At 70.6% G+C, this 26,327-nt stretch carries 20 protein-coding genes; 10 read left to right on the forward strand and 10 right to left on the reverse strand.

What is annotated here, in order from left to right:
* Positions 1 to 69 precede the first annotated feature (69 nt).
* Positions 70 to 1,395, forward strand: coding sequence for a lipase family protein (locus ACWEQQ_RS07085; protein WP_452347559.1), 1,326 nt, complete (start codon positions 70 to 72; stop codon positions 1,393 to 1,395).
* On the opposite strand, the gene ACWEQQ_RS07090 is transcribed toward ACWEQQ_RS07085, so the two are convergent.
* The gene (locus ACWEQQ_RS07090; protein WP_379403581.1) at positions 1,326 to 2,585 is read right to left on the reverse strand and encodes a PucR family transcriptional regulator; all 1,260 of its coding nucleotides are present in this window, start codon (positions 2,583 to 2,585) and stop codon (positions 1,326 to 1,328) included. The two genes, ACWEQQ_RS07085 and ACWEQQ_RS07090, sit on opposite strands and share 70 nt — an antisense overlap.
* Before the next feature lie 159 nt (positions 2,586 to 2,744).
* On the opposite strand from ACWEQQ_RS07090, the gene ACWEQQ_RS07095 reads away from it, so the two are divergent.
* The gene (locus tag ACWEQQ_RS07095; RefSeq protein WP_452347560.1) at positions 2,745 to 3,374 is read left to right on the forward strand and encodes a TetR/AcrR family transcriptional regulator; all 630 of its coding nucleotides are present in this window, start codon (positions 2,745 to 2,747) and stop codon (positions 3,372 to 3,374) included.
* Between the two features lie 40 nt (positions 3,375 to 3,414).
* Here ACWEQQ_RS07095 and ACWEQQ_RS07100 read toward each other — a convergent pair whose 3' ends face one another.
* Positions 3,415 to 4,608, reverse strand: a complete 1,194-nt coding sequence (locus ACWEQQ_RS07100; protein WP_452347561.1) for a hypothetical protein — start codon at positions 4,606 to 4,608, stop codon at positions 3,415 to 3,417.
* A 133-nt stretch (positions 4,609 to 4,741) separates the two neighbouring features.
* Between ACWEQQ_RS07100 and ACWEQQ_RS07105 the strand changes: the two genes are divergently transcribed.
* On the forward strand, positions 4,742 to 7,756 hold the full coding sequence (locus ACWEQQ_RS07105; RefSeq protein WP_452347562.1) for a helix-turn-helix transcriptional regulator: 3,015 nt from the start codon (positions 4,742 to 4,744) through the stop codon (positions 7,754 to 7,756).
* A gap of 3 nt (positions 7,757 to 7,759) precedes the next feature.
* On the opposite strand, the gene ACWEQQ_RS07110 is transcribed toward ACWEQQ_RS07105, so the two are convergent.
* Complete coding sequence (locus ACWEQQ_RS07110) at positions 7,760 to 8,779, reverse strand: sigma-70 family RNA polymerase sigma factor (protein WP_452347693.1); 1,020 nt, start codon at positions 8,777 to 8,779, stop codon at positions 7,760 to 7,762.
* Between the two features lie 69 nt (positions 8,780 to 8,848).
* Here ACWEQQ_RS07110 and ACWEQQ_RS07115 point away from each other — a divergent pair, with 69 nt between their 5' ends.
* Positions 8,849 to 9,247 carry an SgcJ/EcaC family oxidoreductase gene (locus ACWEQQ_RS07115; protein ID WP_379385223.1) on the forward strand — a complete coding sequence of 133 codons (399 nt, stop codon included), beginning with the start codon at positions 8,849 to 8,851 and terminating at the stop codon, positions 9,245 to 9,247.
* An 88-nt stretch (positions 9,248 to 9,335) separates the two neighbouring features.
* Here the strand turns inward: ACWEQQ_RS07115 and ACWEQQ_RS07120 are convergent, their stop codons facing one another.
* The 6 genes from ACWEQQ_RS07120 to ACWEQQ_RS07145 all read right to left on the reverse strand — a co-directional run bounded on the left by ACWEQQ_RS07120 (position 9,336) and on the right by ACWEQQ_RS07145 (position 15,784).
* Positions 9,336 to 9,851, reverse strand: coding sequence for a L,D-transpeptidase (locus tag ACWEQQ_RS07120; RefSeq protein ID WP_452347563.1), 516 nt, complete (start codon positions 9,849 to 9,851; stop codon positions 9,336 to 9,338).
* 179 nt (positions 9,852 to 10,030) lie between these two features.
* On the reverse strand, positions 10,031 to 11,194 hold the full coding sequence (locus ACWEQQ_RS07125) for an MlaD family protein (RefSeq protein ID WP_452339035.1): 1,164 nt from the start codon (positions 11,192 to 11,194) through the stop codon (positions 10,031 to 10,033).
* 161 nt (positions 11,195 to 11,355) lie between these two features.
* Positions 11,356 to 12,606 (reverse strand): glycosyltransferase, encoded by a 1,251-nt coding sequence (locus ACWEQQ_RS07130; RefSeq protein ID WP_452347564.1) that lies wholly within the window; start codon positions 12,604 to 12,606, stop codon positions 11,356 to 11,358.
* Positions 12,603 to 13,874: a condensation domain-containing protein gene (locus ACWEQQ_RS07135; RefSeq protein ID WP_452347565.1), complete on the reverse strand. Its 1,272-nt coding sequence runs from the start codon at positions 13,872 to 13,874 to the stop codon at positions 12,603 to 12,605. Before ACWEQQ_RS07135 ends, ACWEQQ_RS07130 begins: the two co-directional genes overlap by 4 nt.
* 73 nt (positions 13,875 to 13,947) lie before the next feature.
* Positions 13,948 to 14,946, reverse strand: a complete 999-nt coding sequence (locus tag ACWEQQ_RS07140) for an LLM class flavin-dependent oxidoreductase (RefSeq protein WP_452347566.1) — start codon at positions 14,944 to 14,946, stop codon at positions 13,948 to 13,950.
* A 133-nt stretch (positions 14,947 to 15,079) separates the two neighbouring features.
* The gene (locus tag ACWEQQ_RS07145) at positions 15,080 to 15,784 is read right to left on the reverse strand and encodes a hypothetical protein (protein ID WP_452347567.1); all 705 of its coding nucleotides are present in this window, start codon (positions 15,782 to 15,784) and stop codon (positions 15,080 to 15,082) included.
* A 98-nt stretch (positions 15,785 to 15,882) separates the two neighbouring features.
* On the opposite strand from ACWEQQ_RS07145, the gene ACWEQQ_RS07150 reads away from it, so the two are divergent.
* Positions 15,883 to 17,067 (forward strand): acyl-CoA dehydrogenase family protein, encoded by a 1,185-nt coding sequence (locus ACWEQQ_RS07150; protein WP_452347568.1) that lies wholly within the window; start codon positions 15,883 to 15,885, stop codon positions 17,065 to 17,067.
* Between the two features lie 16 nt (positions 17,068 to 17,083).
* Positions 17,084 to 18,163 (forward strand): acyl-CoA dehydrogenase family protein, encoded by a 1,080-nt coding sequence (locus tag ACWEQQ_RS07155; protein WP_452347569.1) that lies wholly within the window; start codon positions 17,084 to 17,086, stop codon positions 18,161 to 18,163.
* A 196-nt stretch (positions 18,164 to 18,359) separates the two neighbouring features.
* Here the strand turns inward: ACWEQQ_RS07155 and ACWEQQ_RS07160 are convergent, their stop codons facing one another.
* On the reverse strand, positions 18,360 to 21,257 hold the full coding sequence (locus tag ACWEQQ_RS07160; RefSeq protein ID WP_452347570.1) for a BTAD domain-containing putative transcriptional regulator: 2,898 nt from the start codon (positions 21,255 to 21,257) through the stop codon (positions 18,360 to 18,362).
* Between the two features lie 231 nt (positions 21,258 to 21,488).
* Between ACWEQQ_RS07160 and ACWEQQ_RS07165 the strand changes: the two genes are divergently transcribed.
* The 4 genes from ACWEQQ_RS07165 to tuf all read left to right on the forward strand — a co-directional run bounded on the left by ACWEQQ_RS07165 (position 21,489) and on the right by tuf (position 26,263).
* Positions 21,489 to 22,262, forward strand: a complete 774-nt coding sequence (locus tag ACWEQQ_RS07165; protein WP_452347571.1) for an RsiV family protein — start codon at positions 21,489 to 21,491, stop codon at positions 22,260 to 22,262.
* 71 nt (positions 22,263 to 22,333) lie between these two features.
* A complete protein-coding gene (locus ACWEQQ_RS07170; RefSeq protein WP_452347572.1) occupies positions 22,334 to 24,829 on the forward strand; it encodes an MFS transporter in 2,496 nt (831 codons plus the stop codon).
* 15 nt (positions 24,830 to 24,844) lie between these two features.
* Entirely contained in the window at positions 24,845 to 24,994 is a 150-nt protein-coding gene (locus tag ACWEQQ_RS07175; RefSeq protein WP_452338944.1) for a hypothetical protein, read from the forward strand.
* Between the two features lie 93 nt (positions 24,995 to 25,087).
* Positions 25,088 to 26,263, forward strand: a complete 1,176-nt coding sequence (gene tuf, locus ACWEQQ_RS07180) for an elongation factor Tu (protein WP_452347573.1) — start codon at positions 25,088 to 25,090, stop codon at positions 26,261 to 26,263.
* Positions 26,264 to 26,327 lie beyond the last annotated feature (64 nt).

Below are 26,327 nucleotides of genomic sequence, written 5' to 3' on the forward strand. Positions count from 1 at the left end.
CCGAATCACCAGCACGAGGGAGGCCGGGGACTTGCCCCGGCCCTCTGGCTTCTCTCCGAAAGGATCACGATGACGATCGGCGATGCCGTCGAATCCGGCAGTTTCACAATGGAATCCGACCCGCCGCGCGGGGATCCCCGGCTACCCGGTGAGGATCCGTTCTACCGTTCGCCGATCGACCCGGGATCGGTTGCGCCGGGCACGATCCTGCGGTCGCGGCCGGTGCGGCTCGGCCTGTTCGGGCGCATTCCGCAGCGCGTCCGAGCCTGGCAATTGCTGTACCGCAGCACCGATCTCAACGGCCGGCCGGAGGCGACGGTCACCACCGTCCTGCTGCCCTGGGACGCGGAACCGTCCGCGGACCGCCCACTGCTGTCGTTCCAGTGCGCCATCGACGCCGTCGCGCCGAAATGCTTCCCCTCCTACGCTTTACAGCACGGCGCCCGCGCGCTGGGCGCCATCCCGCAGGTGGAATTCCCGCTCATCGCCGCCGCACTGGCTCGCGGCTGGGCGGTCTCGGTGCCCGATCACGAGGGCATCAACGGCCACTTCGGCGCGGCCCGCGAGCCCGGCCACCGTGCCCTCGACGGCCTGCGGGCCGCCCTGCGCTTCGCACCGCTGGGTCTGCATCCGCGCACCCGAATCGGTCTGTGGGGCTACTCCGGTGGCGGTCTGGCCACGGTGTGGGCGGCTGAACTCGCCGCGAGCTATGCCCCCGAACTCGATATCGTGGGCGCGGTCGCGGGCTCACCCGTGGGCGATCCCGCCTCGGCCTTCGTGCGCCTGAACGGTTCTCCCTTCGCGGGATTCGCGATGGTGTTCACCTCCGGGCTGCGCCGCGCCTACCCGGAACTGGACGGCTGCGTGCAGGGCCTGGTGTCGGCGGAGTACCTCGAACTGCTCGACCGCGCCGAATCGATCGCGACGTTCCCGCTGCTGGCCCGCTATGCGGGCCGAAATGCCAACCGGCACATCAAAGGTGGCCTCGGCGCGCTGCTGACCCGGCCCGAGATGCGGGCGGTGCTCGACGACATCCAGCCGGGCGCGCAGGCTCCCGCCATGCCGCTGTTCGTGGTCCAGGGTGTCAATGACGAGGTGATCGCGGTCGCCGACGTCGATGCGCACGTGCGGCGCTATCACGCCCGCGGCGCGCACGTCCGCTATCTGCGCGACCGGCTCAGCACGCATCTTCCCTTGCAGTTCATCGCGATTCCGGTGATGGTGGACTGGCTGGCCGACCGTCTGGCCGACCGGCCACTGCCGCCGTCGGAGGTGCGCACCGTCTGGTCGGTGGCCGCCTCGCGACGCGCCCTGTCCGAGCACCGTCACTTCGCCGCGCTGCTGGCGACCATGGTGTCCGGCCGCCCGATCCGCACCCGCTCGGACTTCCGATAGCTGCGCGCCACCAGCGCGGACCGCAGGTACCACAGCCCGGACGGCTGGGCCGGATCGAATCCGGTGAGCTGCCCGATCCGTTTGAGCCGATTGTCGACGGTATTGGTGTGCACGCCCAGCACACGCGCCGTATGCCGTCGGCTCAGGTCGTTTCCGATATGACGGCGCAGGGTTTCCAGCAGTTCCGGGTAGGCGTCCAGCGGATCGAGCAGGGTGCCGAGGTATTCGCGGGCCGGGCCCGGCCGGGTCAGCTGGTACTCCATGGCCAGGTCGTCGAAGCGGTGCAGGCCGGGCGCGCACTCCAGGCGGTGCACCATGTCCAGCAGTTCGTGCGCCTGCTCGGCGGCCTCCGGAATGCGGTGCGTCTCGGTGTGGATGACGGTGGCGGTCACCGGAACCTGTGCGGCCGTGGACAATCCGTCGACCAGGTCGCCGAGCTCGGCGGGCGTCACCTCGGCCGCGGGCAGCAGCACCGTGCCGCCGTCGGCGCTGAGCAGCGACAGCGCCCGGCCCCGACCGCCGCGGGCCAGCTCGGACTGGACCCGCCGCAGCTTGCGGCGGGCCACCACCTCACCGTCCACCCGGGGATCGTCCTCGCCCGGATGCGACGGAATGCTCAGTGCCAGCACGTAATACGACTCGTCGATCTCGATGCCGCCGGCGCGGGCCATGGTCGAGGCGGGATGCCCCGCCAGCAGGGCCGACGCCACCGTGTGCACCGCGGTGTGATGCTCGGCCACCACCGCCCGGTGCTCGCGCACATAGGACACCGCGAATGCCGAATCCACGATGGCCAGCACCTCGAACAGCCGGCGCGCGGTGACCGCGAGCCGGGCGTAGTCCTCGGGCCCGGTGGCGTCCACGATGAGATCGAAACCCACCGCGAAGCCGTCGTGCACGGCGCGGTGGATGGTCCCGATGGGAATGCCCTCGCGCGCCCAGTCCGCGCCCGCGCGTTGCAGCCGTTCGACCTTGGCGCTCACGTCACGGCCCTCCAGTACCCCGGCCGCGAGTTCCAGGCAGGTGCGGGTGACGGCGGTGACCTCCCCGCGCAGCGCGTCCCCGGGCAGGGTGCCGCAGCGGGCCACGTGTTCGGCGAAGTGCGCGACCAGGGCGGCGGACAAGCCGCGCGCATCACGCAGCGGTCCGGAAATCGGTGCGGCCGTGAGGGGTTGCGTTGCCTTGATCATGCGCGAATCCTCCACAGCTGTCTGGGAACGCCAGCGTTCCTACTGGCCCGTAACTGTAGCGTGGGCCACCTGGCGCGGCAATATCGATTGACCGCTTCCGCCGCGGACGGCCCATTGCCAGGGCCGTTTCCGGCACAGGTCAGGAGTACGATCGGCCGTATGGAAAGCCCGGTTCCGGCAGCGGATGCCACCGAGATCACCGACAAGCGGCTGCTGCGCGGCTCGCGTACCCGCAAGGTGGTGCTCGGCCGGGCCGTGGACATCGCCTCGCTGGACAGCCTGGAGGGCTTGAGCTTCGGTCGCCTGGCCACCGACACCGGCCTCAGCAAGGCGGGCATCCAAACCCTGTTCCGCACCAAGGAAGCCCTGCAACTCGCCACCATCGACTACTTCCGCACGGTCTTCGTCGACACCGTCACCCGGCCCGCCCGGGCGAAACCCCGTGGCGCCGAACGCCTGCGGGCCCTGATCGAGCTGTGGATCGACTACGCCGCCGGCCCCTGCTTCGAGGGCGGCTGCTTCCAGTCCGCGAACCTGGCCGAATTCGACAGCCGCCCCGGGCCGGTGCGCGATGCGCTGGTGGCCAATCAGCAGGACTGGCTCGACCTGCTGGCCGGCGAGCTGTCCTACGCCTGCGACCACGGCGAAATCGCCGCTCTGGACGCCGATCTGGCGGCTTTCCAGATCGACGCGGTGCTCGCAGCGGCGAATACCGCACTGCGTCTGGGGGACGACAGTGCGGTGTCGAAGGTGCGCCGGACGGTGGAGGGCTTCCTGGCCAAACCCTGATCAGCGGTGAGGCCCTTCGGTTTTCGGGCCCCGCGCACGATCAGCAGCCGGGCTTGCTCCAGAACGCCGTGCCCTCGACCTGCACCACCGGGCATGCGGTCTTGTTCCGGCTGCGTCCGGCATTGCTGTCGACGGTGCTCACGAGGGCGTCGGCGCGGCCCCGGCCCATCAGCGGGTGGTTCCTCAGAACCGCGTCGACGGTGCCGCCGTCCGCGTCGATGGTGAACGGGCAGGACACCGTCGCCGTTCCGTTTCCCGGCATCGGCTGGACGCCGGTGCACAGCGGTGTGGGCATGACGATCCCGTTGACAGTGAGCACCATCTGGTACCACACGGCGATGTCGTCCGGGTGTGGCGTGGGGTTCGTCGCCGCGCCGAAGGGCTGCCGTGCGCTGGTCAGGGTTTCGATCGCGGTGCAGTCCGGTCCGCACGGGTCGCTCCAGCTGCCCGCGACGGTGATCTTGGTTTCCGAGTCGGTGGCGTTCTCGGTCGCGGCGGCCGCGTTCCGGAGGTCGCGGTAGAGCCCGGCCACCTCGTCGGCGCTCAGGGGCGCCACCCGGATGTCGAAGGCCGGCTCGGTAATTCGATCGACCTGGCCGGAGCTCACATAGGTGGTGACGGCGCCGCTGATGATCGGGGTGGACCGGTGGCCGTCGATGGTGATGGGCACGCCCGCCGTGACCGGCCGGTGCGCTTCCGCATTGGGGTCCAGATGCCGCCCGAGGGTCGCAGGAGTCAGGGCCGCCGGCAGGTCGAGGCCGCCGATCGCCGGGGGTTCGAGCAGCTGCCGGCCGTCGGAACGGGCGGCGTCGTCGGCGGAGAAGCCGTAGGCGATCCAGGCCTCGGTGTTGCCCTGTACGAAGGTCTTGTCGCCGATCCGCTGGTACGACAAGGCTTTTCCAGGCGCGAATTCGAGAGTCCCGGACGCGTCACCGACATTCGTGACCCGCAGGTCCACGGTCGCCTGCCTGCCGTCCTGCCCGGTCAACCGGCCGGTGTAGTGCGCTCCGGGCGCATTGATCAGGGCCAGCCGGGCGCTGTTCAGATCCGCGCGCGTGGCCGCGGCCGGCGACCGGTGTGACTGCCCGATGAGCAACCATCCCGCGATCGCGAAACCCGCCACCAGGACCACGACCAGGAACAGGATCACCGGCCACCAACGCCGGCGCTCGCCGGGATCCGCCGCGGCCCACATTCCGTGCACCGACTCCACCGCCGGGTTCTCGACTGTCATTCCTGCCCATCCACATACCGATAGCTCACGCGTTAGCGCCGCGTGCACTATAAGCTGCCCGAACCTGTGAACGGGGTGCGAAATGGCCTGTCGAGTGGGCGAATTGCGACAGTCACGGCATGATCGGGGAGTGGTGAGTTTCCCCGGTAGCAGTGTCCTCGTTGGGCGGGCGGCAGAGGTGTCCGCGCTGGTCGAGGCGGTGGGTGATCCAGGTACACAGACGGTGTTGATCGCGGGGGAGGCCGGGATCGGGAAATCCCGGCTGGTGGGGGAGTTCACCGAGCGTTTGGACTCTCGGGCGATGGTGCTGCTCGGTCGCTGCCCGGAGCTGGGGACAGGGGGCGTGGCCTACGCGCCGTTCCTGGCGTTGCTGCGCGGGCTGGTGCGGCAGCTCGGCGGCGAGGCGGTGGCCACGTTGCTGCCGCCGCATCCGGCGCTGGCGAACTGGCTGCCGCAGTTGGCCGTTCACACCGGCGGCGCCGCCCCGGAGGCCGACCGCATCCGCCTGTTCGGCGAAATCCTCACGCTGCTGGAGCAACTGGCCATGACTCGGCCGGTGGTGCTCATCCTCGAGGATCTGCACTGGGCCGATGACGCCAGCCGTGAGCTGCTCACCTTCCTGGCCGCCAATCTCGCCGACGCGGACGCCCTGCTGGTCGGCACCTACCGTCCCGGCGAGGCCGGACCGCTGCGCGGCCTGGTCGCCGAACTGCGCCGCAATCCGGGCGTGCGGGTGCTGGAACTGCACCCGCTGACCCGCCACGAGGTGGGCCGCCAGCTCGCCGCCCTGCTCGCGCGCGAGCCCGAACCCCGGCTCATCACCAAGGTTTTCGAACGCAGCGGCGGCAACCCGCTGTTCGTCGAGGCGCTCGGCCAGTGCCCCGACCAGCTGCCCGCCGACCTGACCGACCTGCTGCTCGGCTTCCAATCCGGCCTCTCCGCAGACGCTCTCGCCGTGGTTCCCCCGGCCGCCGTCCTCGGCTCCCCGATCCACCACGAACTGCTGGCCGCCATCGTCGACCTACCCCCGGACGAACTGGACCGCGCCCTACGGGAATTGGTCGACCGCCACCTGCTGCACACCACCGAGACCGGCTACGAATTCCGGCACGGCCTCATCCGCCAGGCCATCTACGACCGGCTGCTGCCCGGTGAGCGCACCCGCCTGCACGCCCGTGCGGCCGCGGCGCTGCGCGCCCGCGGCGAGGCCCTCGACGCCGAATCCCGCGCCGACCTGGCCCGCCACGCCCGCGCCGCCGGGGATCTGGAGCAGGCCCTGCGTGCCTACTGGTCGGCCGCCACCGCCGTCCCCGCCACCCACCCGGAACGCCTCCGGCTCCTCGAACAGATCCTCGTTCTCTGGGATCGGGTGCCCGATGCCGAGCGGATCCTGCCCACCACGAAACTGGCTGTCCTGGAACAGATCGTCGATGTCGCGGTGGCCTGCGGCGCGACCGAGCGCGGCATCGCCGCCGCCGACGCGGCGCTGGCCCTGCTCGACCCCACCGGCGATATCGCCCCGGCCGAGTCCGCTACCGGAAGCACCGAGCCGAGGTCGGGCCGCCGCTCGGCCGGCCGGGACGACGGCGAGCGCGCCGCCGAGGCGGACGCCGACCGGTGCGAGGTCGAGCGGGTGGCGCGGATGTATCGGCGGCGGGCTTACCTGCGGGGGACCACCGGAGCCGGACCGGGAACGGATCTGGTGCGGGCACTGCAGCTGTTGTCGGTGGCGGGTGCCGGTGCCGAGCGGGCGGAGGCGCTGGTGCAATCGGCCTCCGCGCGGATCTTCCGAGGCGACGCCGCCGGGTCGGCGTCGGACGCCCGTGCGGCGCTGGTTATCGCCCAGCGACTGGAGGCGGACGCCCTCGTGGCGCGGGCGCACGCCCATCTCGGGCTGGCGGGGGCCGCCGCGGCGGAGGTGGCGGGGGATGGTTCATCCGGGCCGGAATCGGCGGCCGCGAACGAAACCGACTGGGCGCTGGATCATTTCGCCGAAGCTCATCGCGCGGCCGCCGCGGCCGGGGACGCGCGGATCGTGGTGGATGTCGCCACCTGGGAATCGGCGGTGCTGGTCGCGGCCGGGCGGTACGACGCCGCCATCGCCGCTGTCCGGCAGGGACTGCGGGCCGCGCACGAGTCGTTCCGGTTCTCCGAGTCCGCACCGATCCTGTTCGTCAAATGGGCGCAGGCGCTCGCCGCGCTCGGCCGCTGGGACGAGGCCCGGGCCGTGGTCGACGAGACGCAGTTCGACCAGTTGCCGCCGCTCAGCCGGGCGGCGCTGACCCTGTGTCTCGCGCGAATCTCCCTGGCCGAAGGGAACATCGGCGCGGCGCGGGAAGCGGCGGCCGAGGCCGGGCGGTTGCTGGGTGACAGCCGGTGGGCCGCGCAGTATCGGCTCGAACTCGTCGCATTGACCTGCGCCGTGGACTCGGCGGCGGGCGACGAGACCGGGGCGGCGGCGGTACTGGCCGGCGTGCTCGCCCAAGGGGACGGTACCGCAACCCTGTTCGCGCATCCGCACGACGCGTGGCCGCTGGTGGCGCTGGCCGCCCGAACCGCCGGAGCGCCCGCGGAACTGCTCGCGCTGGGCGACACACTGCCCGCGGTGTCGCCGGTCGATGCCGCCTATCGCGCCGTCTTCACCGCGCGGCTGGCCGGTTCGGCGGCGCGCTGGTCGGAGGCGGTCGCCGCCTGGCGCGCCGTCGAGCGGCCGCACGAGATCGCCGCCGCGCTGCTGGACGCGGCGGAATCGTATGCGGCCGAAGGGAATCGAGCAGCCGCGGACCCGGCCGTGCGGGAGGCCGCCGAGATCGCGGCCCGGCTGGGTGCACTGCCGTTGCAGGAGGCGGCCGCACGGCTGGCCGACCGGGCCCGCCTCACCGCCGGGCGAACGACGGAAGCGCCGAAACCGCACGGCGGCACCGTGTCCGGCCGGCACGGCCTGACTCCGCGCGAGCTGGAGGTGCTGCGGCTGGTCGCCAAGGGCATGAGCAATCGCGGCCTGGCGGCCGAGCTGTTCATCAGCGCCAACACCGCCGGTGTACACGTCTCCAGGATTCTCACCAAGCTCGGCGTGGCCAGCCGGACCGAGGCCGCGGCCTTCGCGCACGACCACGGCCTGCTGGCGTCCTCCGGTGACAACGTCTGAGACTCAGGGCAATCGGGCCGGCAGGTCGAAGAGCCGGAAGATCTCCTCGACCTGGTAGGCGATCAGGTTGGTGACCAGGCCGTCACGAATCGTGAAGACCTGCAGGGTGTGCAGGGCGTACCCGTCGCCGTCGCGGACGTAGGCCGCCAGTGCCGGCTGGCCATTGGCCCCGATCGGCACCAGGCGCCAATCGCTGCCGTTGATGTCGAAGACACGCGCCATGAACCCGATGTAGTCCGCGCGCCCGACGTACCAATTGAGCATGGGCGGCATTTCCATGATCACGTCGTCGGACAGCAGCTTCTCCAGCGCCGCCAGATCGGCATTGCGGAACGCGGCGACATAGCTGTCGACGACGGCCCGCTGCTCGGCGCTCTCGGACACCTCGTCCTCGCGAATACCGCTCTGGCTCAGCGTCTTCCGGGCCCGCTGCAGCGCGCTGTTCACCGCTGCCGGGGTCATGTCCAGCGCCCGCGCCACCTCGGCGGCCGGCCAGTCGAGCACCTCGCGCAGCACCAGCACCGCCCGCTGCCGGGCGGGCAGTTGCTGCATGGCCGCGACCAGTGCCAGCCGCAGACTGCCCTGGGCCACCGCGGCTTCCGACGGATCGCCGAGCAGCGCGTCCGGAATCGGTTGCAGCCAAGGGATTTCCCCGCCGTGCACCAGTGCCTCGCGCGGATCGTCACCGGGTTCGTGGCCGAGTCCGGAAGGCATGGGCCGACGGCCGCGCTGTTCGAGCGCGGTCAGACAGGCATTGGTCGCGATCCGGTACAGCCAGGTCCGCATCCCGGCCCGCTTCTCGTCGTAGCTGTCGCGTGCCCGCCAGGCCCGCAGGTAGGTCTCCTGCACCAGATCCTCGGCGTCCTGCACCGATCCGAGCATGCGATAGCAATGCGCGAGCAATTCCCGTCGGTAGCGGCCGGTGTCCGCCTCGAAGTCCACGTTCGCCATGCTCTTGCTCCTCGAATCCGGGCCCTGCTCCTCGAATCCGGGCCCTGCCGAACTTTGTACACCCGCGGCGATGAATCGGGCACGGCCCGCCGGTAGGTACTCGTGAGCCGCTCACCGCGGCCGCGATCCGAGGAGGAAACCATGACCGATACCGCCGTACAGACCGACCGCGAGGCCGTCCTCGACGTCCTGACCAACCTCTACCGCGCCTGGGCCGCCAATGACGCCGACGCCTTCGTCGCCGACTACGACCCCGACGCCACCACCGTCGTGCGGGGCGTGGTGAACGTGGGCCGCGAGGCGGTCAGGACCTCCATGGCCGCGGGTTTCGCGGGCCCGCTGCGGGATTCGCACACCGTCGACGAACCGCAGTCGGTCCGCTTCCCGGCCCCCGGCACCGCCATCGTGGTCAGCCGCAGCGCGGTGGTGCCCGCCGGGGAGACCGAGCCGCCGGCCGACGGCTGGATCGTGGCCACCTGGGCCCTGATCCAGCGCGACGGCCGCTGGCTGGTGACCTCGTACCACAACTGCCCGGCGTAGCCGCCCGAATGTCCGGCGCGTTCCGGACATGAGCGAGCCCCCTCCGGACAGGTGCCGGAGGGGGCTCGCCCACGCATTCCCGTCGTCGTTACGGCACGACCTCGACGGTGTCACCCGGGTTCAGGTAGTTGAAGAACTCGCGCGCCCCGTCCGGCGTCATGCGGATGCAGCCGTGCGACTTCTTGTCCACCGGTCCGATGTGGAAGGCGATGTCCCCGTTGAAGAACACCGCATATTCCATCGGAGCGTTGTGCATGGTGCTCCAGTGGAACGGCTTCTTGAACGACACGTGGAACACGCCCGGCGGCGTCTCGAATCCGGGCATGCCGTGCGAGATGGGCGTGGGGCCGAAGATGACCTTGCCGTTGTCCATCAGCCACGCTTCGTTGCTGCCGAGCTTGAGGCAGGCGCGAGTACCCGCCGTCTGGCACGGCGCGTTGACATCGCTGGGTGCGATGCCGGGGACGATCGCCGGAACACCGGGAACGTCCGGACCACCGGGCCACAATGGTTCGGCTTGCGCGGGCGTCGCCGCGAATCCTGCGACCGCCACACCGGCGATGACCGCCGATCGCGCCGCCAAGCCGAGGGAACTTCTGCTCATCATCGAGTTTCGACCCTCTCCTAACCTTGGCCCGCCGCCCTGTTCGATGCCGCTCTCAGGGCAAAGGGACATTGTTCGTTGGCACAAGCATGGGACCACTGGGTACCGGTGATCATTCTGACTGGTGGAAATCGAGATTCGCGGGATAAACCGCGACAGGCGCGCCGACACGCCCGAATTCACCGAACGGGTGGCAGCGTGCGCTGATTCGGGTCGACTCCGGTCGGCCGGTGCGCGCCATTGTTGGCGACATCCGGGCGCGGCGCGTTGGCGGATCCGCGAATCTGCTGGTCGTCGGGCGGATTGTCGCAGTAGTTCCAGCTGCTGAAGACGGGCACCGTGGCGATGGACGGGGGCACGGTCCGGGTCGGATAGTTGCACCACGGCCGCAGCCAGGCGTCCACGATGGTGTAGAACTCGCCGTCGTGGGCGGGCACGCCCATGGCGGAGGAGCCGACCACCAGCGCCGGGAACAGGGCGCGCAGCGCGGGCAGCCGCAGCAGCGCGGCCCGCACGATGGCGGACATGGTGGTGGCCAGGCTGTGGATCGGATCCATGTTCCGGTCCAGTACCGCATCGGCGATGCCCAGCTGTCCGGGTGCGCGGTCGAGGAGTTGCCGTAATTCGGCGTCAGCGGCGCGGGCCTGGTCGACCACGACCGACGCATTGCGGGTCAGCGTGCCGAGATCGGGCTGCGCGTGCGAGGTGGTGCCCGCGATGACGCGCAGATTCTCGATGAGGCTGACCGTCTGCGGCAGCCGGTTGTCCAAACCCGTGGTGGCGATGCTCAATCCGTCGATGAGGCCGCGCAGCTGATCGGGCCCGCCGCTGAGCGCGGTGTCCAGATTATCGAGGATCACCGCGAGCTTGTCGGGATCGATCTGCGCGATGAGCTCGCTGGTGTTCGTCAGCGTCTGGGAGACGGGCGTCGGCGTGGTGATCTTGCCGGGGTTGAACCGCACCACCTGCCCATCGTGCAGGTAGGGCGGATTGTCGGTGTTGGGCCGGAAGTCGATGTACTGCTCGCCCGCCGCCGACAGCGCCGAGACCGCGATCTGCGTATCGGCCGGAATCCGGTACCGCTTGTCGATTTCCGCGACCGCCGACACCATGGCGCCGCCGTTGCTGATCTCGATCGCCTTGACCGATCCCACCCGGTACCCGCGCCAGGTGACGTCGTTACCCGCCTGCAAACCGCCGGAGCGATCCAGTTGAACGGTGACGGTGTAGGTGCTGCCCGGTGCGCGCACCCGCGCCACATGGATCGCCAGATACGCCGCCCCGACTGCGAGTAGCAGGATCAGCGCCAGGTTCGACATCAGTGTCTTGTGCCCGCGCAGCACGCTCAAATGGCCCGCCTCCACCGCTGATCAGCGCTAATAGGATCGATGCATAGCAAACACCAGGCGAAACTGCGCGCTATCTAACCACAGTCGGGGCGTGGAATCCGGCGTGGGCGGGCCCGGGCGGGGCGGACCGCCCTCGGGCACGGGTGGGTGGTGGATCAGCCCTTCGCGTGTGCGGCCAGGTGGGCCTCGATGGCCTTCACGGCGAGGCCGACGCCGTCCTCGGCGGCGATCCGGGCGGCGAGCCGAGTGGCATTGTCGCGCAGGGCGGTATCGGTGATGGCCTGCTTCAGCGCGGCGGTGAGCCGGTCCTCGGACAGCTTCGAGTAGGGGATGGTGGCCGGGCTGACGCCGACATCGATCAGGCGTTGCGCCCAGAACGGCTGGTCGGCGTATACCGGCGCGCCGATGGCCGGCACGCCCGCGCGCAGGCCCGCGGCCGTGGTTCCGGCGCCGCAGTGGTGGACCAGCGCCGACATGTGCGGGAACAGCCAATCGTGCGGCACCTCACCGATGGTCAGCACATCGTCGCCGGCGACATCGAGTTGCAGCCAGCCGGTCTGCACGATGGCGCGCACGCCCGCCCGCGGCAGCGCGGCGCCGATGATCGTCGACATCCGGGCGCTGCCCGCGGCGCTGTCGACCATGCTGCCGAAGCCGAGGAAGACCGGAGCCGGTCCGGCGTCGAGGAATTCGACCAGGTCGGCGGGCGGCTGCCAGTCGTCGGGGCGCGGCGGCCACCAGTACCCGGTGACCTCCAGGCCGGGCCGCCAATCGCCCGGGCGCGGCACGACGCTGGGCGAAAAGCCGTTCAGGATGGGCCATTCGGCCGCGGTCCGGCCGCGGCGCAGGTCGAAGGCCGAGATCGACGGCAGTCCGAGTGCGCGGCGGAACCCGGCGATGGTGCCGGCGTAGAAGCGGTCGTTGAACCAGGCCCCGAAGTCGCCGGCCAGCCGGTTGCCGCGGGCGCCGAAGTCGTAGGCGCCCAGGGCCGCCGGGGCGTGGGCGGCGGTCGCGGACAGCGGCTGGAAACGCAGGCCGATCGCGGGGATGCCCTTGGCCTCGGCCAGCGGCAGGCCCGCGTACTCGGTGGGCGGCGGCAGCAGCAGCGCGTCGGCGGGTTCGTCGAGCAGCGTCTCGATCATGCCGAGCCCCATGCTGCGAACGCCGCTGGGGGAGGAGAACTTCCAGCCTGCCGCCAGCCGATTGATATCGGTGTCGGTCATGTCGATGTCGATATCGAGCGGCATCTGCCGGAATTCGAGCCCGCACCCGGTGATCTGCTCGGCGAACATCCAGTGCGAGGCCACCACGACCTCGTGCCCGGCGTCGCGCAGGCCCACGCCCAGTCCCGTCAGCGGGGCGATGTCACCGCGGCTGCCGATGCCGACCAGGATGATCCTGCTCATCGCACCTCCACGGTCTCGAGGATCGACAGCCACCGGGTAACGATGGCCCGCATCCGCTCGGCGCCCAGCCCGCCGTCGGGCGAGTGCACCGAATAGTGCACCTGCTCAACGCCTTCGGGCTTGCTGGTGCCGAGGAACATGCTCAGATCGAACATGGTCAGCCGGGACTGTTCGCGCGACTGGGCGTCCGGAATCCACACGCCCACATCGCCGAGGAAGTTGAAGTAGAACTTGGGGAAGTTGAAGGTCAGGAAGTGCGGCCAGCTTTCGGGGTGATGCCAGCACAGCAGGGTGAAGTCCTCCGGGTGCGGCGGATAGGTGGCGATGGCGTCGCGCAGGCGCGTCTCGAGGCTGCCCGATACCGGCCGCAGCAGCCAGGGGTAGTCGTCGGAGATCCAGGCGACCGTGCGCGACAGGTCGGTGCCCGGCCGCAGGCGGCTGTAGCGGCCGTGTTTCTGCACCTGGATGGGCCGGGCCACGCCGGTGGCGTCCTCGATCGCCAGTCCCAGTGCCACGAGCAGGATCCGGGTGTAGCTGGCGTCGTAGGCGGCGGGCAGCTCCACCAGCAGCCGCTGGGCCAGCGCGCCGTCGATGACGCCGTCGAAGTGCGCCGATTTCGGTGTGGCCGAACGGATCTGCTGATTGGGTTCGCTGTCGGAGGCCGCCAGCCAGTAGTCCCGTTCACCCACCCGGGTGGGTGCGTGGCCGTCGAGGAACTCCGCCCACTCCGAGCCGGTGGTGGTCTCGGGCGGCAGCGAGATCGCCTCTCCCGCTTCCCATTGCCGGACGTAGGTGGCGATGTCGTCCCACAGCACCCACATGGCGACGCCGTCGATGGCGACGTGGTGGGCGGTGAACAGCAGAATGTTCACGTCGTAGGAGCGGGTGAGCAGTACCGCGGTGACGACCTTCCCGGCGGGCGGATCCAGCCGCAGGTTGGCCCGGGCGGATTCCGCGTCGATCAGCTCCATGAGCGCGCCGGGGTCGAGGCTCTCGATATCGATGGTCCGCACGTCGACGCGGGCCGGGTCGATGACGCCACCGGATTCGGGTTCGATCTCGCAGGCCGCGCCCTCGCCGTAGCTGTAGCGACTGCGCAGGGCCTCGTGCGTGTCGATCAGGGTATTGACCAGTCGCTGAGCTTCTTCCAGCCCCATCGCCACCGGCACCGGGCAGGGAATGGTGACACCGAAGACGGCCGGGTTCGGGTCCCAGGTCAGGAATTTCTTGGCGGCGGCCGTGAGCCGGCCGGGGCGCAGATCGGTCATGCTTGTCCTAGCGATCGGGTACTTCGGAAGCGAAAAATGGTGTGGGCCAGGGTGATCGGGCGATGGCGGTGGGCTAGCCGACGGCGGGAGCGAGCTCGATGCGCGAGAGCACCTCGTCGCCGAGCAGGCGCAGGGCGGCCCAGCCCTCCTCGATCGGCAGCCCGCCGATCAGGGGGTTGATCAGGATTTCGGTACGGCCGCCCGCGATCTGGTCCCGCAGCTCGCCGGGGGTGAGGATCTCCAGGTAGCCGTGCGCCCGTAGCGCATCCACCGAATCCGGCACCGTCTCGTGCGGGCGCGGCACTCCGTCCCGTCGCCACGACGCGTACTCGCGGATCTCGGTCAGAATGTGCGGGCCGTAGCTGTGCCAGGCCGCATCCGGATCGGTGTGCAGCAGGGTGAGTCTGCTCCCGGGTTCGGGCTTGTGAACGAAACCAGTTGTGCCGCAACGCGCCAGCTCCCGGTAGTAGAGCTCCTCCACCTCCGGCATGGCCATCGGCAGCGACAACGGCAGCCCGAACCGCGCCGCCCGGCGCGCGGCCGCCGCGCTCATCCCGGCGATGAGCAGTTGCGGATGCGGCGTGCTGCAGGGCTTGGGCGTGACGTCGAAAGGTTGCCCATGGATCTGGATGGGTTCGTCCCGCCAGGCCGCGATCATGATCTCCAGGGCCTCGTCCATGAGCTTGCCCCGGCGCGTGAAATCCCGGCCCAGCGCGGCGTATTCCTCGGGCCGGTAACCGATTCCGGCGACCACGGTCAGCCGACCGGCGCACAGATTGTCCAGCACCGCCAGGTCCTCGGCCAGCCGCACCGGCTCGTACAGCGGCACCAGCAGCGCGCCGATGCTGATCCGCATCCGCTCGGTCCGCGCCGCCACCGCGGCGGCCAGCAGCAGCGGCGCGGGCAGCCACCCGGTCCCCGACCCGTGGTGCTCTTCGCAATTGACGACCGTGAACCCGATCCGATCGGCGTACTCCGCCATCTCCAGCGCGGCCCGGTACCGCTCGCGATGCCCGGCCGCCGGGTCGTTGACATTGGTCATGTTGAGCCGGAGCGCGGCCACCACGTTCATTCAGCCAATATCGACGCCGAAACCGCTGTCCGGCAACACTCTTCGCCGCCCCGGCCAGGTACTCGGCGCGGGCCCGCAACCACCGCGAGAGGCTCGCCGCCCTCCGGTGCTATCGGCAGGGGTACCGGGAGCGTCAGGGGGATGCGACAGGGTGCGGGGTGTCGTCGAGGAGGCCGAGTTGCGCTGCGCGGACCCCGATCTGGAAGCGGCTGCGCACCTCGAGCCGGATCATGAGGTCGGCGATGTGGCGGCGGTAGCTGCGCAGCGACATGCCCAGCCGGCGGGCGGCGGCTTCGTCGATCAGTCCGAGGTTGAGGGTATTGAGCACGGCGCGGGCGGTGGGGGTGATCTCGACTCTCACGGTGTCGAGGTGCCCGGCCAGGCCGTGGCCGGACTGCCAGCTCAGCAGGGCGAACTGATGCAGCGCGCGCAGCAGGGCGGGTTCGCGGACCAGGTAGGCGTAGGGGTGGTCGGCTCCCGCGCCGCTCCACAGCACCGCCACCGTGCGGTCGATGATCAGCACATTGTGAAAGTCGTTGTCGGTGACCCGGATCTGTGCGCCCTGCGAGGAATGCCGCAGCAGGGGCCGGCGGTCGCGCAGTTCCAGATAGTCCGGGGAGTAGAGCAGCCGCACCTGCTTGCCCGCGGCCAGCAGGTCGTCCACGACCACCTGCCCGAGCCTCAGGTGATCACTGGAGTGGGTGGGATTGGAGACCGCCACCACCGCCTCCCGCCGGGCATGGCGGAGCAGGTGGTGGACGTCCTGATCCCAGTGCCCCTCCTGGCTGAACCGGACGATGCCGGTGGCCAGGGCGCCGGTCTGCTGTCGCTGCATCACTTCCCCGATCGTGACACCGGCACCGGTCGCGCCCGGTGGATCTGGCAGCTTCCTGCCAGCCGGGCGGATCCGGCCTCGCGGCTTCCTACCTTCAGCCTATGCACATCAGTTTCAGCGATGAACAGAACCGGCTACGTAAACGGCTGCGCGAGTATTTCGCCGACCTCGTCACCCCCGAGGCGCGGGCGGCGCTGCGCCCGGGTTCGGGCGGCGAGCACGGCGACGGGACCGTCTACAAGGACGTGGTGCGCCGGCTGGGCGCCGACGGCTGGCTCGCCCTGGGCTGGCCGGAAGAGCATGGCGGACAGGGCCGTCCGATGCTCGATCAGCTGATCTTCCTGGACGAGGCCGCCGCCGCGGGCGTGCCGGTGCCCTATCTCACCGTGAACACGGTCGGGCCGACCATCATGCGCTACGGCACCGCGGAGCAGCGGGCGTTCTTCCTGCCGAGGATCGCGCGCGGCGATGTGCACTTCTCCATCGGCTATTCCGAGCCGGGTGCCGGGACGGATGTGGCTTCGCTGCGCACCCGCGCCGTGCGCGACGGGGACGAGTACGTCATCACCGGCGAGAAGATGTGGACCAGCCTCATCGAGTACGCCGACTACGTGTGGCTGGCCGCGCGCACCGACCCGAGCGCCGGCAAGCACGCTGGGCTGTCGATCTTCATCGTTCCCACGGCGGCCCAGGGGTTTTCGTGGACCAAGGTGCACACTATGGCCGGGGTCGGCACCAGTGCCACCTACTATTCCGAGGTCCGGGTGCCCGCCGCCAATCTGGTGAGCGGGGAGAACCAGGGGTGGGCGCTGATCACCAATCAGCTCAATCACGAACGCGTGGCGTTGGCCTCCGCCGCGCCGCTGCAGGAATCGTTGCGGCAGGTGACCCAGTGGGCGCGCGCCACCGTCCTCCCCGACGGTTCCCGCGTCATGGACGCCGAATGGGTGCGGCTGCACCTGGCCCGCGTGCACGCGCACGCCGAGTATCTGAAGCTGCGCAACTGGCGGACCGCGTGGGCGGCCGACCGCGGTGCGCTCGGCCCGGCGGATGCCTCCGCTACCAAGGTTTTCGGGACCGAGTTCGCCATCGAGGGATATCGGCTGCTCATGGAGGTGCTCGGCGCCGAGGCGGTGATCCGCGCCGATTCCCCGGGCGCGCTGCTGCGCGGGCGCATCGAACGCTGCCACCGGTCCGCGCTCATCCTGACCTTCGGCGGCGGCGTCAACGAGGTGCAGCGCGACATCATCGCCAAGAACGCCCTCGGCCTGCCCGTCACCCGCTGAGAAGAGGAGTAGCACTATGGATTTCGAATACACCGACGCGCAGCGGGAACTGTCGGAATTGGCTCGTGAGCTGCTCGCCGACTGGGCCGGCCGCCATCCCCGGCCCGGCGATACCGGGTTCGATCCGGACCTGTGGCGGGCCATGGCGGGCGCGGGCCTGCTGGACGCGGGGCTGCCCGAGCGTGCGAACGGCGGCGGCTACGGGCTGCTGGAACAGTGTGGCGTACTGACCGAGATCGGCCGGACCGTCGCTCCCGCACCGTATTCCACGAGTATCGCAGTGGTCGCGGCGACACTGGCCGAGTTCGGTGACGACGCGCAGGTGCAGCGCTGGGTGCGGCCGCTGCTGCGCGGCGAGACCACCTTGGCGCCGGCGCTCGCGCGTGACTTCGTCGCGTTCGAGGCCGAGCGCGGCGGGAACGGCTGGCGCATCCGTGGTTCGCAGTCGGTCGTCGCGGACGCGGCCTTCGCGGACGGATTCCTCGTCGAAGCCCGTTGCGGCGCGAATTCGATGCTGCTCCTGCTGGATCGGGGCGCCGACGGCGTCACCGTGACCGGGCAGCACGTGGTGAACGGAACGGACGCGGCGGTGCTGGAACTGCGTGATGCGCAGGTCCCGGATCGGGATGTGATCGCCGCGCCCGAGGCCGCCGCCTGGGCCCGGCGTCGCGCGGCGGTGGCCGCCTGTGCGCTGCAACTCGGCATCCTCGAACGCGCTCTGGAAATGACCTGCGAATATGCCCGCACCAGAAAGCAATTCGACAAACCCATCGGCTCGTTCCAGGCGGTGCGCCAGCGCCTGGCCGACGCCTATATCGATGTCGAAGCCGTTCGCCTGACGCTCTGGCAGGCCGCGTGGCGCGAATCCCATGGGCTCCCAGCGGAATCCGAGGTCGACGTGGCGAAATTCTGGGCGGCCGAGGCCGGTCACCGCGTCGCCCACGCCGCCATCCACATCCACGCCGGCACCGGGATCTACCTGGACTATCCGATGCAGCGCTACTTCACCGCGGCCAAACGCGCCGAGTTCGAGGCGGGTGGCGCCACCGCGCACCTGCGCACACTGGGTGCGCGCCTGGACGCGGATCTGTCCTGAGAGCTTCGGGGAAGGGGCCGGAGGCGCCGCCGGCCGGTGCCGGCGGCGGCTATCCGATCTGCATGAGCCGGATGCGCACCCCTCGTGCGCACGCGGGCATGACCTCATCGCGCGCGAGTACCCCGGGTGTTGCAGACCCGGGGAACCCGCGTGCCTGCACGCTCCCACGGGCCGATAAAAAGCGAATAAACATTCTCTATCCGGTGGCCGGTCCCGGTGCGAACAGCGTCGCCAGTGTCGGTGCGGGCAGCCCGGCGCGGCGGAAGATCTCGGCCGCGTCGGCGTGCTCGCGGGCGGCGGCCTCGTGATCGCCGCGCGCCGTGCGGGCGGTCGCGCGCAGGGACAGCGCCCGCGCCCGGTCGAGGGGATCGGCCGCCTTGCTCAGCAGTCGCAGGGCCTGGGTGGCCTCGCTTTCCGCGGCGGCGTCGTTCCCGGCGCGCAGGTGGATCTGGGCCAGCCGGGTGCGCGCCCAGCCCTCCCACAGGCGCACGCCATTGCGATGGGTCATGCGCACCGCGTCCTCGGCCAGTGCCAGCGCGAGCGCGTGCTCGCCGAGCATCGAACGGGTGGCGGCCAATTCGTGGGTGGCCCAGCCCAGTGCGACCGCGTTCGACGACTCCTGGGCCAGCGCGATGGCCCGCTCGGCCACCGCGACCGCCTCCGCGTACTGGCCGGATTCGCACAGTGTGCGGGTGGCCAGGGCCAGGATCCACGCCTCCAGCGACCGATCGTCGAGTGCGCGGGTCCAGGCGATGGCATTGGCGTAGTGCCGATGCGAGTCCTTGGTATTGCCGGTGCGCCGATCCGCCACCCCGAGCAGGATCTCGGCCAGCACCTGCAAGCGCCGTTCGGCATCGTCGGCGGGCTGCGAAATGGGTTGCAGGAACTCCAGACTCGCCTCCACCTCGCCCAGCCCGATCTGCATCATGGCGCCCAGCGCCACCCGTAGCCGTCGCGCGCTGGCATGGTCGCCGTCGCGGATCGCGGTGTCCAGCAGGGCCTTCAGGCCGTCGGCGAGCTCGCGGGCGCGGCTGCCGGTGTCCATGAGCTCCGACATCACCCAGGCCAGATCGGCCGCCAGCGCCACCGCCCGCCCGCCGAGCCGGGCCGCCTGGCGGTGCAGTGCGATGATCACCGGCCGTTCGACATCGTTCCAGGACTGGCCTTCCGCCCCGCCGGCGAAGGTGTGGCCCGGCACGGTGGTGGGCACCAGCAGCAGCGTGGTGTTGCTGTAATCGAGTGCGCCGAGCAGGTTCTTGGTGCTGGCCAGGTAGTAGTCCAGCAGCCGGACCACGATCTCCGATTCCCGTTCGCCGAGATCGCGGTTCGCGGCGGTCCCGGCCAGCCGGGCCGCGAACAGCCGCAGCAGGTCGTGGAAGCGGTAGCGGCCGGGCGCGGGCGTCTCCAGCAGGCTCAGATCGACCAGCGATTCGCACACCAGCTCGGCCCGCGCCACCGGCACGCCCAGCAGTGCCGCGGCCCCGTCGACCGGGAAGTCCGGCACATCGGCGCGGGCCAGCATGCGAAACGTCCTGGCCTGCTCGGTGTTCAGCTGCCCGTAGCCGAGGCGGAAAGCCGCCTCCAGGGTCAGGTCGCCGGTCTGCAGTACCTCGAGGCGCTGGCTCTCGTCGGCCAGCCGCTCGGCCAGCGAGGCGATGGTCCACTGCGGCCGTACCGCCAGCCGCGCGCCGACGATGCGCACCGCCAGCGGCAGGCAGGCGCACTGCTCGATCACCGCGTAGGCCGCATCCCGTTCGGCCGCAACGCGTTCGGCGCCCAGGATGCGGGTCAGCAGCGTCATGGCCTCCTTGCGCTCCAGCACGTCGAGGCGGGTACGCCGCACCGCGGGCAGTTCGGTGAGCGCGGAGCGGCTGGTGATCAGCACCGCGGTACCCGGCGTACCGGGCAGCAGCTGCGCCACCTGGGCGCTGTCGCGGGCATTGTCGAGCACCACCAGAATCCGCTTGTCGCTCAACAGTGTTCGCAGGTGTGCGGCGCGATCGTCCACGGCGGGCGGGATATCGCCCTCGGCCACCCCGAGGCCGCGCAGGAATCCGCCCAGCGCGTCCCCGGGCGGGATCGGTTCGGGGTCGACGCCGCGCAGGTTCACATACAGCTGCCCGTCGGGGAACCGGTCGCGCACCTGATGGGCGATGTGCAGGGCGAGGGTGGTCTTGCCGACTCCGCCCATGCCGCCGACCGCCGAGATGGCCACCGCCGGTCTGTCGCCGGTGAGCTGGGCCGCGATCTCCTCCGCGACCCGGGACCGGCCGGTGAAATCGGCGATGTCGGGCGGCAATTGGGCCGGGGTGACCACCGCGCGGGCGGCCCGCGGCACGGGCGGCAGCTCGGCGCGCAGGATCCGCGCGTGCACGTCGCTGAGTTCCGGTCCGGGCTCCACGCCGACGCCGTCGACCAGGGCGCGGCGGGCGCGCCCGTATTCCTCGAGTGCCTCGGCCTGGCGGCCGGAGTGGTACAGCCCGGTCATGAGCAGTGCGCGGAAGCGTTCCCGCAACGGATGCTCCTCGATGAGCGGCCCGAGTTCGGCGACCGCCTCGGCGCTGCGGCCGGTTTCGATATCGAGGGCGAGGCGGTCCTCGAGGATGGAGAGCCGCCACTGTTCGAGCCGGGCCCGCTGCCGCTCGGCGTAGGGCCCCGGCAGTCCGCCCAGCGCGGCGCCCTGCCAGCGGGCCAGCGCCGACTCCAGGGTGTCGCGGGCGTTGCCCGGATCCTCGTAGCGCAGCCGCTCGGCCGCGGCGACCTCGTCCTCGACGTCGTGAATATCGGTGCGCCCGGGCGGGAGTCGCAGGGCGTAGCCGTCGCCGATGGAGATCAGCAGGGTGGAGGGTCCGCGGTTGACGCGGTCGGGTTCCAGTTCGCGCCGCAGTTTGGCCACGTGGGTACGCAGCGCGGGCACGGCGCGCAGGACCGGGTCCTCGCCCCAGATCCCCTCGACGAGCTCGGCGGCGGTGACCGCCTTGCCCTCGCGCAGGAGCAGTGCCGCCAGCACAGCGCGCCGCTGTGGCGGACCCAGATCCAAGGGCGTGTCCCCACGCCATGCGCGGACCTCGCCCAGTACGGCAAATCTCAGCAAACCGACCTCCCCGTCCGGGAGTCTAGAGGGGTCGAGACAGCGACGATTCGCCGACTATCCTGCACCGATTCACGCCTTCCCTCGGGGAATGGGTCCGTGGTCCGGACCGTCACCCATCCTGCGCGCCGCAGCGGCCATTGGTGCGTCATTGGCCGCTTCCAAGCGGCGAGTCCGACCCTGATCGCGGGCGCCGCACCGAGACGGCCGCCCCCGATCGTCTGGAGGCACCCCATGGGGCTGAAGTCCGCCGCCGTCATCGCCATGTGCGCCCTGGCCCTGGGGCTGGCCGCCTGCCAGGCGCAGCACGCGTCCACCGGTCCGGGCGGCGTCGGCACGCCGGCCTCGACCGTGGAACCCGCCGCCGACCAGCAACGCGGGCACGGTCGCTTCGTCGCCACCACCGAGCACCTGACCAGCAGCGGCAAGGGCAGTGTCGGCTTCGACATCGACGTGCCGCAGGTACGGGTCGAGGGCACGGGCGTGAACTGGCCCGCCGGACGGGAATTCGACGATGCCATGGTGCAGGGGCTGTGGACCTACGTCGACCAGCACCAGGATCCCGCGGTGATCACCGACCCGAACAAGTCGAGCACGGTCGAGCGCATCGGGACGCACGTGCTCAGCGGGGTGCTGTACCTGCGCGTCGACTTCCACGGCGCGCACCCGGAGGACCGGCTGTTCTCGCATGTCACGAATATCGATACCGCGCAGGAGATCACGCTCGCGAGCCTGTTCACCAACGAGCAGCAGGGGTTGAATGTGCTGGCGGCGCAGACGAAGACGCAGCTGACCCGCACCCGGGTCGCCGATGTCGTCCGGTTCGACGACGTCACAGCCGCCGCCCCCACCTTCCAGGTCTGGACCGCCACCCAGGTCGGACTGCACGTGTACTTCCCACAGGGGCAGATCGGGCCCGAGGCGGCCGGCGTCGTCGACGTCACCGTCCCGTGGCCGGACCTGAACGACGTGCTGAAGCCGGGCATGCTCGCGGTGCTGTCGAGCTAGCGCCGGCCCGGCCGGCCGCCACGCCGATCGAAACCGGACAGCCGGTCCTGCCTGCCACGTAACCTGTGGACGTGGCAATCGGTGACACGTCGCGCGGCGCGGCGCGGCCCGGAATCGCGCTGGCCACCGTCACCGCGGTCCTGTTCGTGACCTTCCTCGACACCACCGTGGTCTCCGTCGCGCTGGCCGACATCCGGTCGGAGCTCAGCACCGATGTCGTGCTGCTGCAGTGGGTGGTCAATGCGTACACCCTGGTCTTCGCGAGCCTCATGCTGGCGGCCGGATCCCTCGGCGACCGGTGGGGACGCAAGCGGGTCATGGTCGCCGGGTTGGCGATCTTCTGTGCGGGATCGGTGATTTCGGCGCTGGCGGCGAGCGTGCCGATGCTCATCGCCGGTCGCGCGGTGATGGGACTGGGCGCGGCCGCGTCCGAGCCGGGCACCCTGTCGGTGCTGCGGCAGGTCTTCCCCGATCCCCGCGCCCGCGCCAAGGCGCTCGGGGTGTGGGCGGCGGTGTCCGGTCTCGCCCTGGCCGCCGGGCCGGTGCTCGGCGGCGTACTGGTCGGGGCGTACGGCTGGCGATCGATCTTCTGGTTCAATCTGATCCTCGGCGTGGTGGTGCTGGCCGCCGCGCTGCGCTATGTGCCCGAGAGCGCGGATCCGCAACCGGGGCAGCTGGATTGGCTCGGCTCGCTGCTCGGCGCGATCTTCCTCGGTGCGGTGATCTATGCCGCGATCAGTGGCGAGCACCGCGGATACGGCGCACGCCCGGTGGTCGCGCTGTTCGTGCTGGGCGGGCTCGCGTTCCTCGCGTTCGTCGCCGTCGAGAACCGGGTTCGCAACCCCGTCTTCGACTTTCGCTATCTGCGGCTCCCACCGGTGCGCAGCGCACTGTTCGTCGCCTTCGCGGTCTACTTCGGGGTCTTCTCGATCTTCTTCTTCACCGCGCTGTATCTGCAGGTGATGATTCACTACTCGGCCGGGCGGACCGCGGCGGTGTTCGCGCCGATGGCCGTGGCGATCATGCTCGGAGCGGTGGCCGCCGGATTCTGGGTCGCCCGTACCGACGCCCGCACGCCGATGTTCGCCGGCTGTGTCGTGGGTGCGGCGGGCATTCTGCTGACCCGGCACGCGCTGGACGGCACGGTGGAGTTCGCGCCGCTGGCCGCCACCCTGGCCGTCGCCGGTCTCGGGTTCGGCGTCGCCGTGGTGCCGCTCACCGCGGCGGTGCTGACCGGTGTACCCGCCGAGCATTCGGGCATGGCGGCCGCGGCCACCAACACCATGCGGCAGGTCGGGGCGGCCGTGGGCGTCGCGGTCCTCGGCTCGCTGGTCAACGGTTTCCTCACCGCCGATCTGCGGATCCGCCTCACCGAGCTCGGCCTGCCCGCCGACCTGCAACCCATCGCCATCGACGCGGTCGAACGCGGCCGCATCCCACCGGGCCTCGACCTGGCCACGGCCATCAAGTACGCACCGCACGTCCACGAGGTCCTGCAGACGGCGACCGTGGCCTTCCGGCACGGACTCGATGTGGCGCTGGTGGTTTCGGCGCTGGCGATCCTGACGGCCGGGGCGTTCACCGCGCTCACCGGGCACGACGCCGACTCCGTGCGCTGGTGGCGCGAACTGCCCCCGGCCATGGGGGCTTTCGTCATGGCGACCGGAATCCTTTCCGTCGGAACGCATCTCACCGGATACGAGACGGTCTCACGGCTGCTGCTGGCGCTCGCGGGCATCATCTGGCTGGTGCTGGCCGCCGATTTCGTCTCCCGGCAGCTGTGGGATCACGACCGCTGGGTGTCCGAGGCCGACACCCCGGCCGCCCTGACCGCGGTGGCCGCGACGACCGTACTGGGGACCCGGCTGTGCCTGCTCGGCTGGCAGGTGGTGGCCATCGCCCTGCTCGTGGTCGCGACGGTGGTGTGGCCGATGCTGCTGGTCATGGTGATCCGGCACTGGAACCGGCGGATGCCGGGCGCGGTGTTCCTGGTCTGCGTGTCGACCGAGGGTCTGTCGGTGCTGGCGGCCACCCTGGCGCAGGACGGTGCCGGCGACTGGCTCGCCGCCGCGGCACTGGTGTGTTTCGTGCTCGGATTGCTGTTGTATCCGGTGGCATTCGCGCATTTCGACATCGCGGAGATCTGGCAGGGCGCGGGGGACCAGTGGGTCATGACCGGTGCCCTCGCGATCTCGGCCCTGGCCGCGTCCAAACTCACCGCCTGGCAGCAGTGGACGGGAATCCCGCATACGGTGCTCGGGGCAGTGACGCTGGCGCTGCTCGTCGTGAGCCTCGGCTGCTACGCGATTCTGGTCGGGGCCGAGGTGATTCGCTTCCGCCCCGGATACAACGTACGGCGGTGGGCAACGGTGTTCCCGCTCGGTATGACCTCGGTCGCGGCGCTCTCGACCGGCGCCGCACTGTCGCTGTCCTGGGCGTGGACCCTCGGCCGTGTGCTGCTCGTGGTGGCGATCGTCGTCTGGCTGCTGGTCGTGGCGGAACTCGCCGCGACCAGCCGGCCCGGCCGTACCGAGCCCACTCGGCTCACCGGGGCGTCGGATCTCTGAGTGACGGTGTGCCGGATGGTGATCGGGAAAATCGATTGCGCCCGAGCCGATCCGCCCGGCACGATCGTCGGCATGTTCGCACAGTCCATCGCCGCATTCCCCGCAGTCGCGGGCGCGATGGCTGCTGCCCTGGTGGTCTTCGCATTCGACGGCGCACGACGCTGACCTTCTCCGGGACGTCCCGGGACCTCAGACGGGGAAGGTCGGCTCGCTGCTGAGGTCCCCTCGAAACCTTGACTCCCGGTTGGAGAACCGATCATGGCCAAGCAGGCCTATGTCCGCACCAAGCCGCACCTCAACATCGGCACCATGGGGCATGTCGACCACGGCAAGACCACACTGACCGCCGCCATCACCAAGGTGCTGGCCGAGCGCGGCGGCACCGCCTTCGTCCCGTTCGACCGCATCGACCGGGCGCCGGAGGAGATCGAGCGCGGCATCACCATCAATATCGCGCACGTCGAATACGAGACGGCCACACGGCATTACGCGCACGTGGACATGCCGGGGCACGCCGACTTCGTGAAGAACATGATCACCGGCGCGGCCCAGCTGGACGGGGCCATCCTGGTGGTGTCGGCGGACGACGGCGTCATGCCGCAGACCGCCGAGCACGTGCTGCTGGCCCGGCAGGTGGGTGTCGAGCACATCGTGGTCGCGCTCAACAAGGCCGACATCGCCGACGGCGAGCTGCTGGAGCTGATCGAGCTCGAGGTGCGAGAGCTGTTGTCCGCCAACGGATACGACGGCGACGGCGCTCCCGTGGTGCCGGTGTCGGGGCTGCGGGCGCTGCAGGGTGACGAGCACTGGTCGGTGCAGCTGCTGCGCCTGCTCGACGCTGTCGACGACTACGTGCCGATGCCGGTGCGCTACCTCGACGCGCCGTTCCTCATGCCGGTGGAGAACGTGCTCACCATCACCGGTCGCGGGACCGTCGTGACCGGTGCGGTGGAGCGCGGACGCGTCCAGGCGGGCGACCGCGTCGCGGTGCTCGGCTTCGGCGGCACGATCGAGTCGGTGGTCACCAGCCTCGAAACCTTCGGCCGGATCATGGAATCGGCCGAGGCGGGCGACAATGTGGCGCTGCTGCTGCGCGGCGTGCAACGCGGTCAGGTGGCGCGCGGCCAGGTGGTCGCGGCGGTCGGCAGCATCGCGGTGCACACCGGGTTCACCGCGCGGGTGCGGCTGCTGACGGCGTCGCAGGGTGGTCGGCGCACGCCGATCGTCACCGGATACCGGCCGCAGTTCTTCGTCCGCACCGGTGACGTCTCCGGTCAGGTGGCGGTGCCGGAGGGCCGCGCGATGCCGGGTGAGACCGTCGAGGTGGCGGTCACGCTCGACCGCGCGATCCCGCTGGAGCCTGGGCTCGGCTTCGCGGTCCGTGAGGGCAACCTGACGGTCGCCGCGGGGACGGTCCTCACCGTCGACGGCTAGCGGCGAACGAATCCCGGCCACTCAGTGTGGCCGGGATTCTCTCATCCGGCGTGCGAATCGTCGT

The organism is Nocardia sp. NPDC004123, from assembly GCF_053603795.1.

What these genes read in the sequence shown, in the direction of transcription:
- ACWEQQ_RS07085 (WP_452347559.1), top strand. Translation starts at nt 70, where the DNA reads ATGACGATCGGCGATGCCGTCGAATCCGGCAGTTTCACAATGGAATCC.
- ACWEQQ_RS07100 (WP_452347561.1), bottom strand. Translation starts at nt 4,608, where the DNA reads ATGACAGTCGAGAACCCGGCGGTGGAGTCGGTGCACGGAATGTGGGCC.
- ACWEQQ_RS07155 (WP_452347569.1), top strand. Translation starts at nt 17,084, where the DNA reads ATGGATTTCGAATACACCGACGCGCAGCGGGAACTGTCGGAATTGGCT.
- ACWEQQ_RS07165 (WP_452347571.1), top strand. Translation starts at nt 21,489, where the DNA reads ATGGGGCTGAAGTCCGCCGCCGTCATCGCCATGTGCGCCCTGGCCCTG.
- ACWEQQ_RS07130 (WP_452347564.1), bottom strand. Translation starts at nt 12,606, where the DNA reads ATGAGCAGGATCATCCTGGTCGGCATCGGCAGCCGCGGTGACATCGCC.
- ACWEQQ_RS07140 (WP_452347566.1), bottom strand. Translation starts at nt 14,946, where the DNA reads ATGAACGTGGTGGCCGCGCTCCGGCTCAACATGACCAATGTCAACGAC.
- ACWEQQ_RS07175 (WP_452338944.1), top strand. Translation starts at nt 24,845, where the DNA reads ATGGTGATCGGGAAAATCGATTGCGCCCGAGCCGATCCGCCCGGCACG.
- ACWEQQ_RS07150 (WP_452347568.1), top strand. Translation starts at nt 15,883, where the DNA reads ATGCACATCAGTTTCAGCGATGAACAGAACCGGCTACGTAAACGGCTG.
- ACWEQQ_RS07120 (WP_452347563.1), bottom strand. Translation starts at nt 9,851, where the DNA reads ATGAGCAGAAGTTCCCTCGGCTTGGCGGCGCGATCGGCGGTCATCGCC.
- ACWEQQ_RS07090 (WP_379403581.1), bottom strand. Translation starts at nt 2,585, where the DNA reads ATGATCAAGGCAACGCAACCCCTCACGGCCGCACCGATTTCCGGACCG.
- tuf (WP_452347573.1), top strand. Translation starts at nt 25,088, where the DNA reads ATGGCCAAGCAGGCCTATGTCCGCACCAAGCCGCACCTCAACATCGGC.
- ACWEQQ_RS07115 (WP_379385223.1), top strand. Translation starts at nt 8,849, where the DNA reads ATGACCGATACCGCCGTACAGACCGACCGCGAGGCCGTCCTCGACGTC.
- ACWEQQ_RS07095 (WP_452347560.1), top strand. Translation starts at nt 2,745, where the DNA reads ATGGAAAGCCCGGTTCCGGCAGCGGATGCCACCGAGATCACCGACAAG.
- ACWEQQ_RS07135 (WP_452347565.1), bottom strand. Translation starts at nt 13,874, where the DNA reads ATGACCGATCTGCGCCCCGGCCGGCTCACGGCCGCCGCCAAGAAATTC.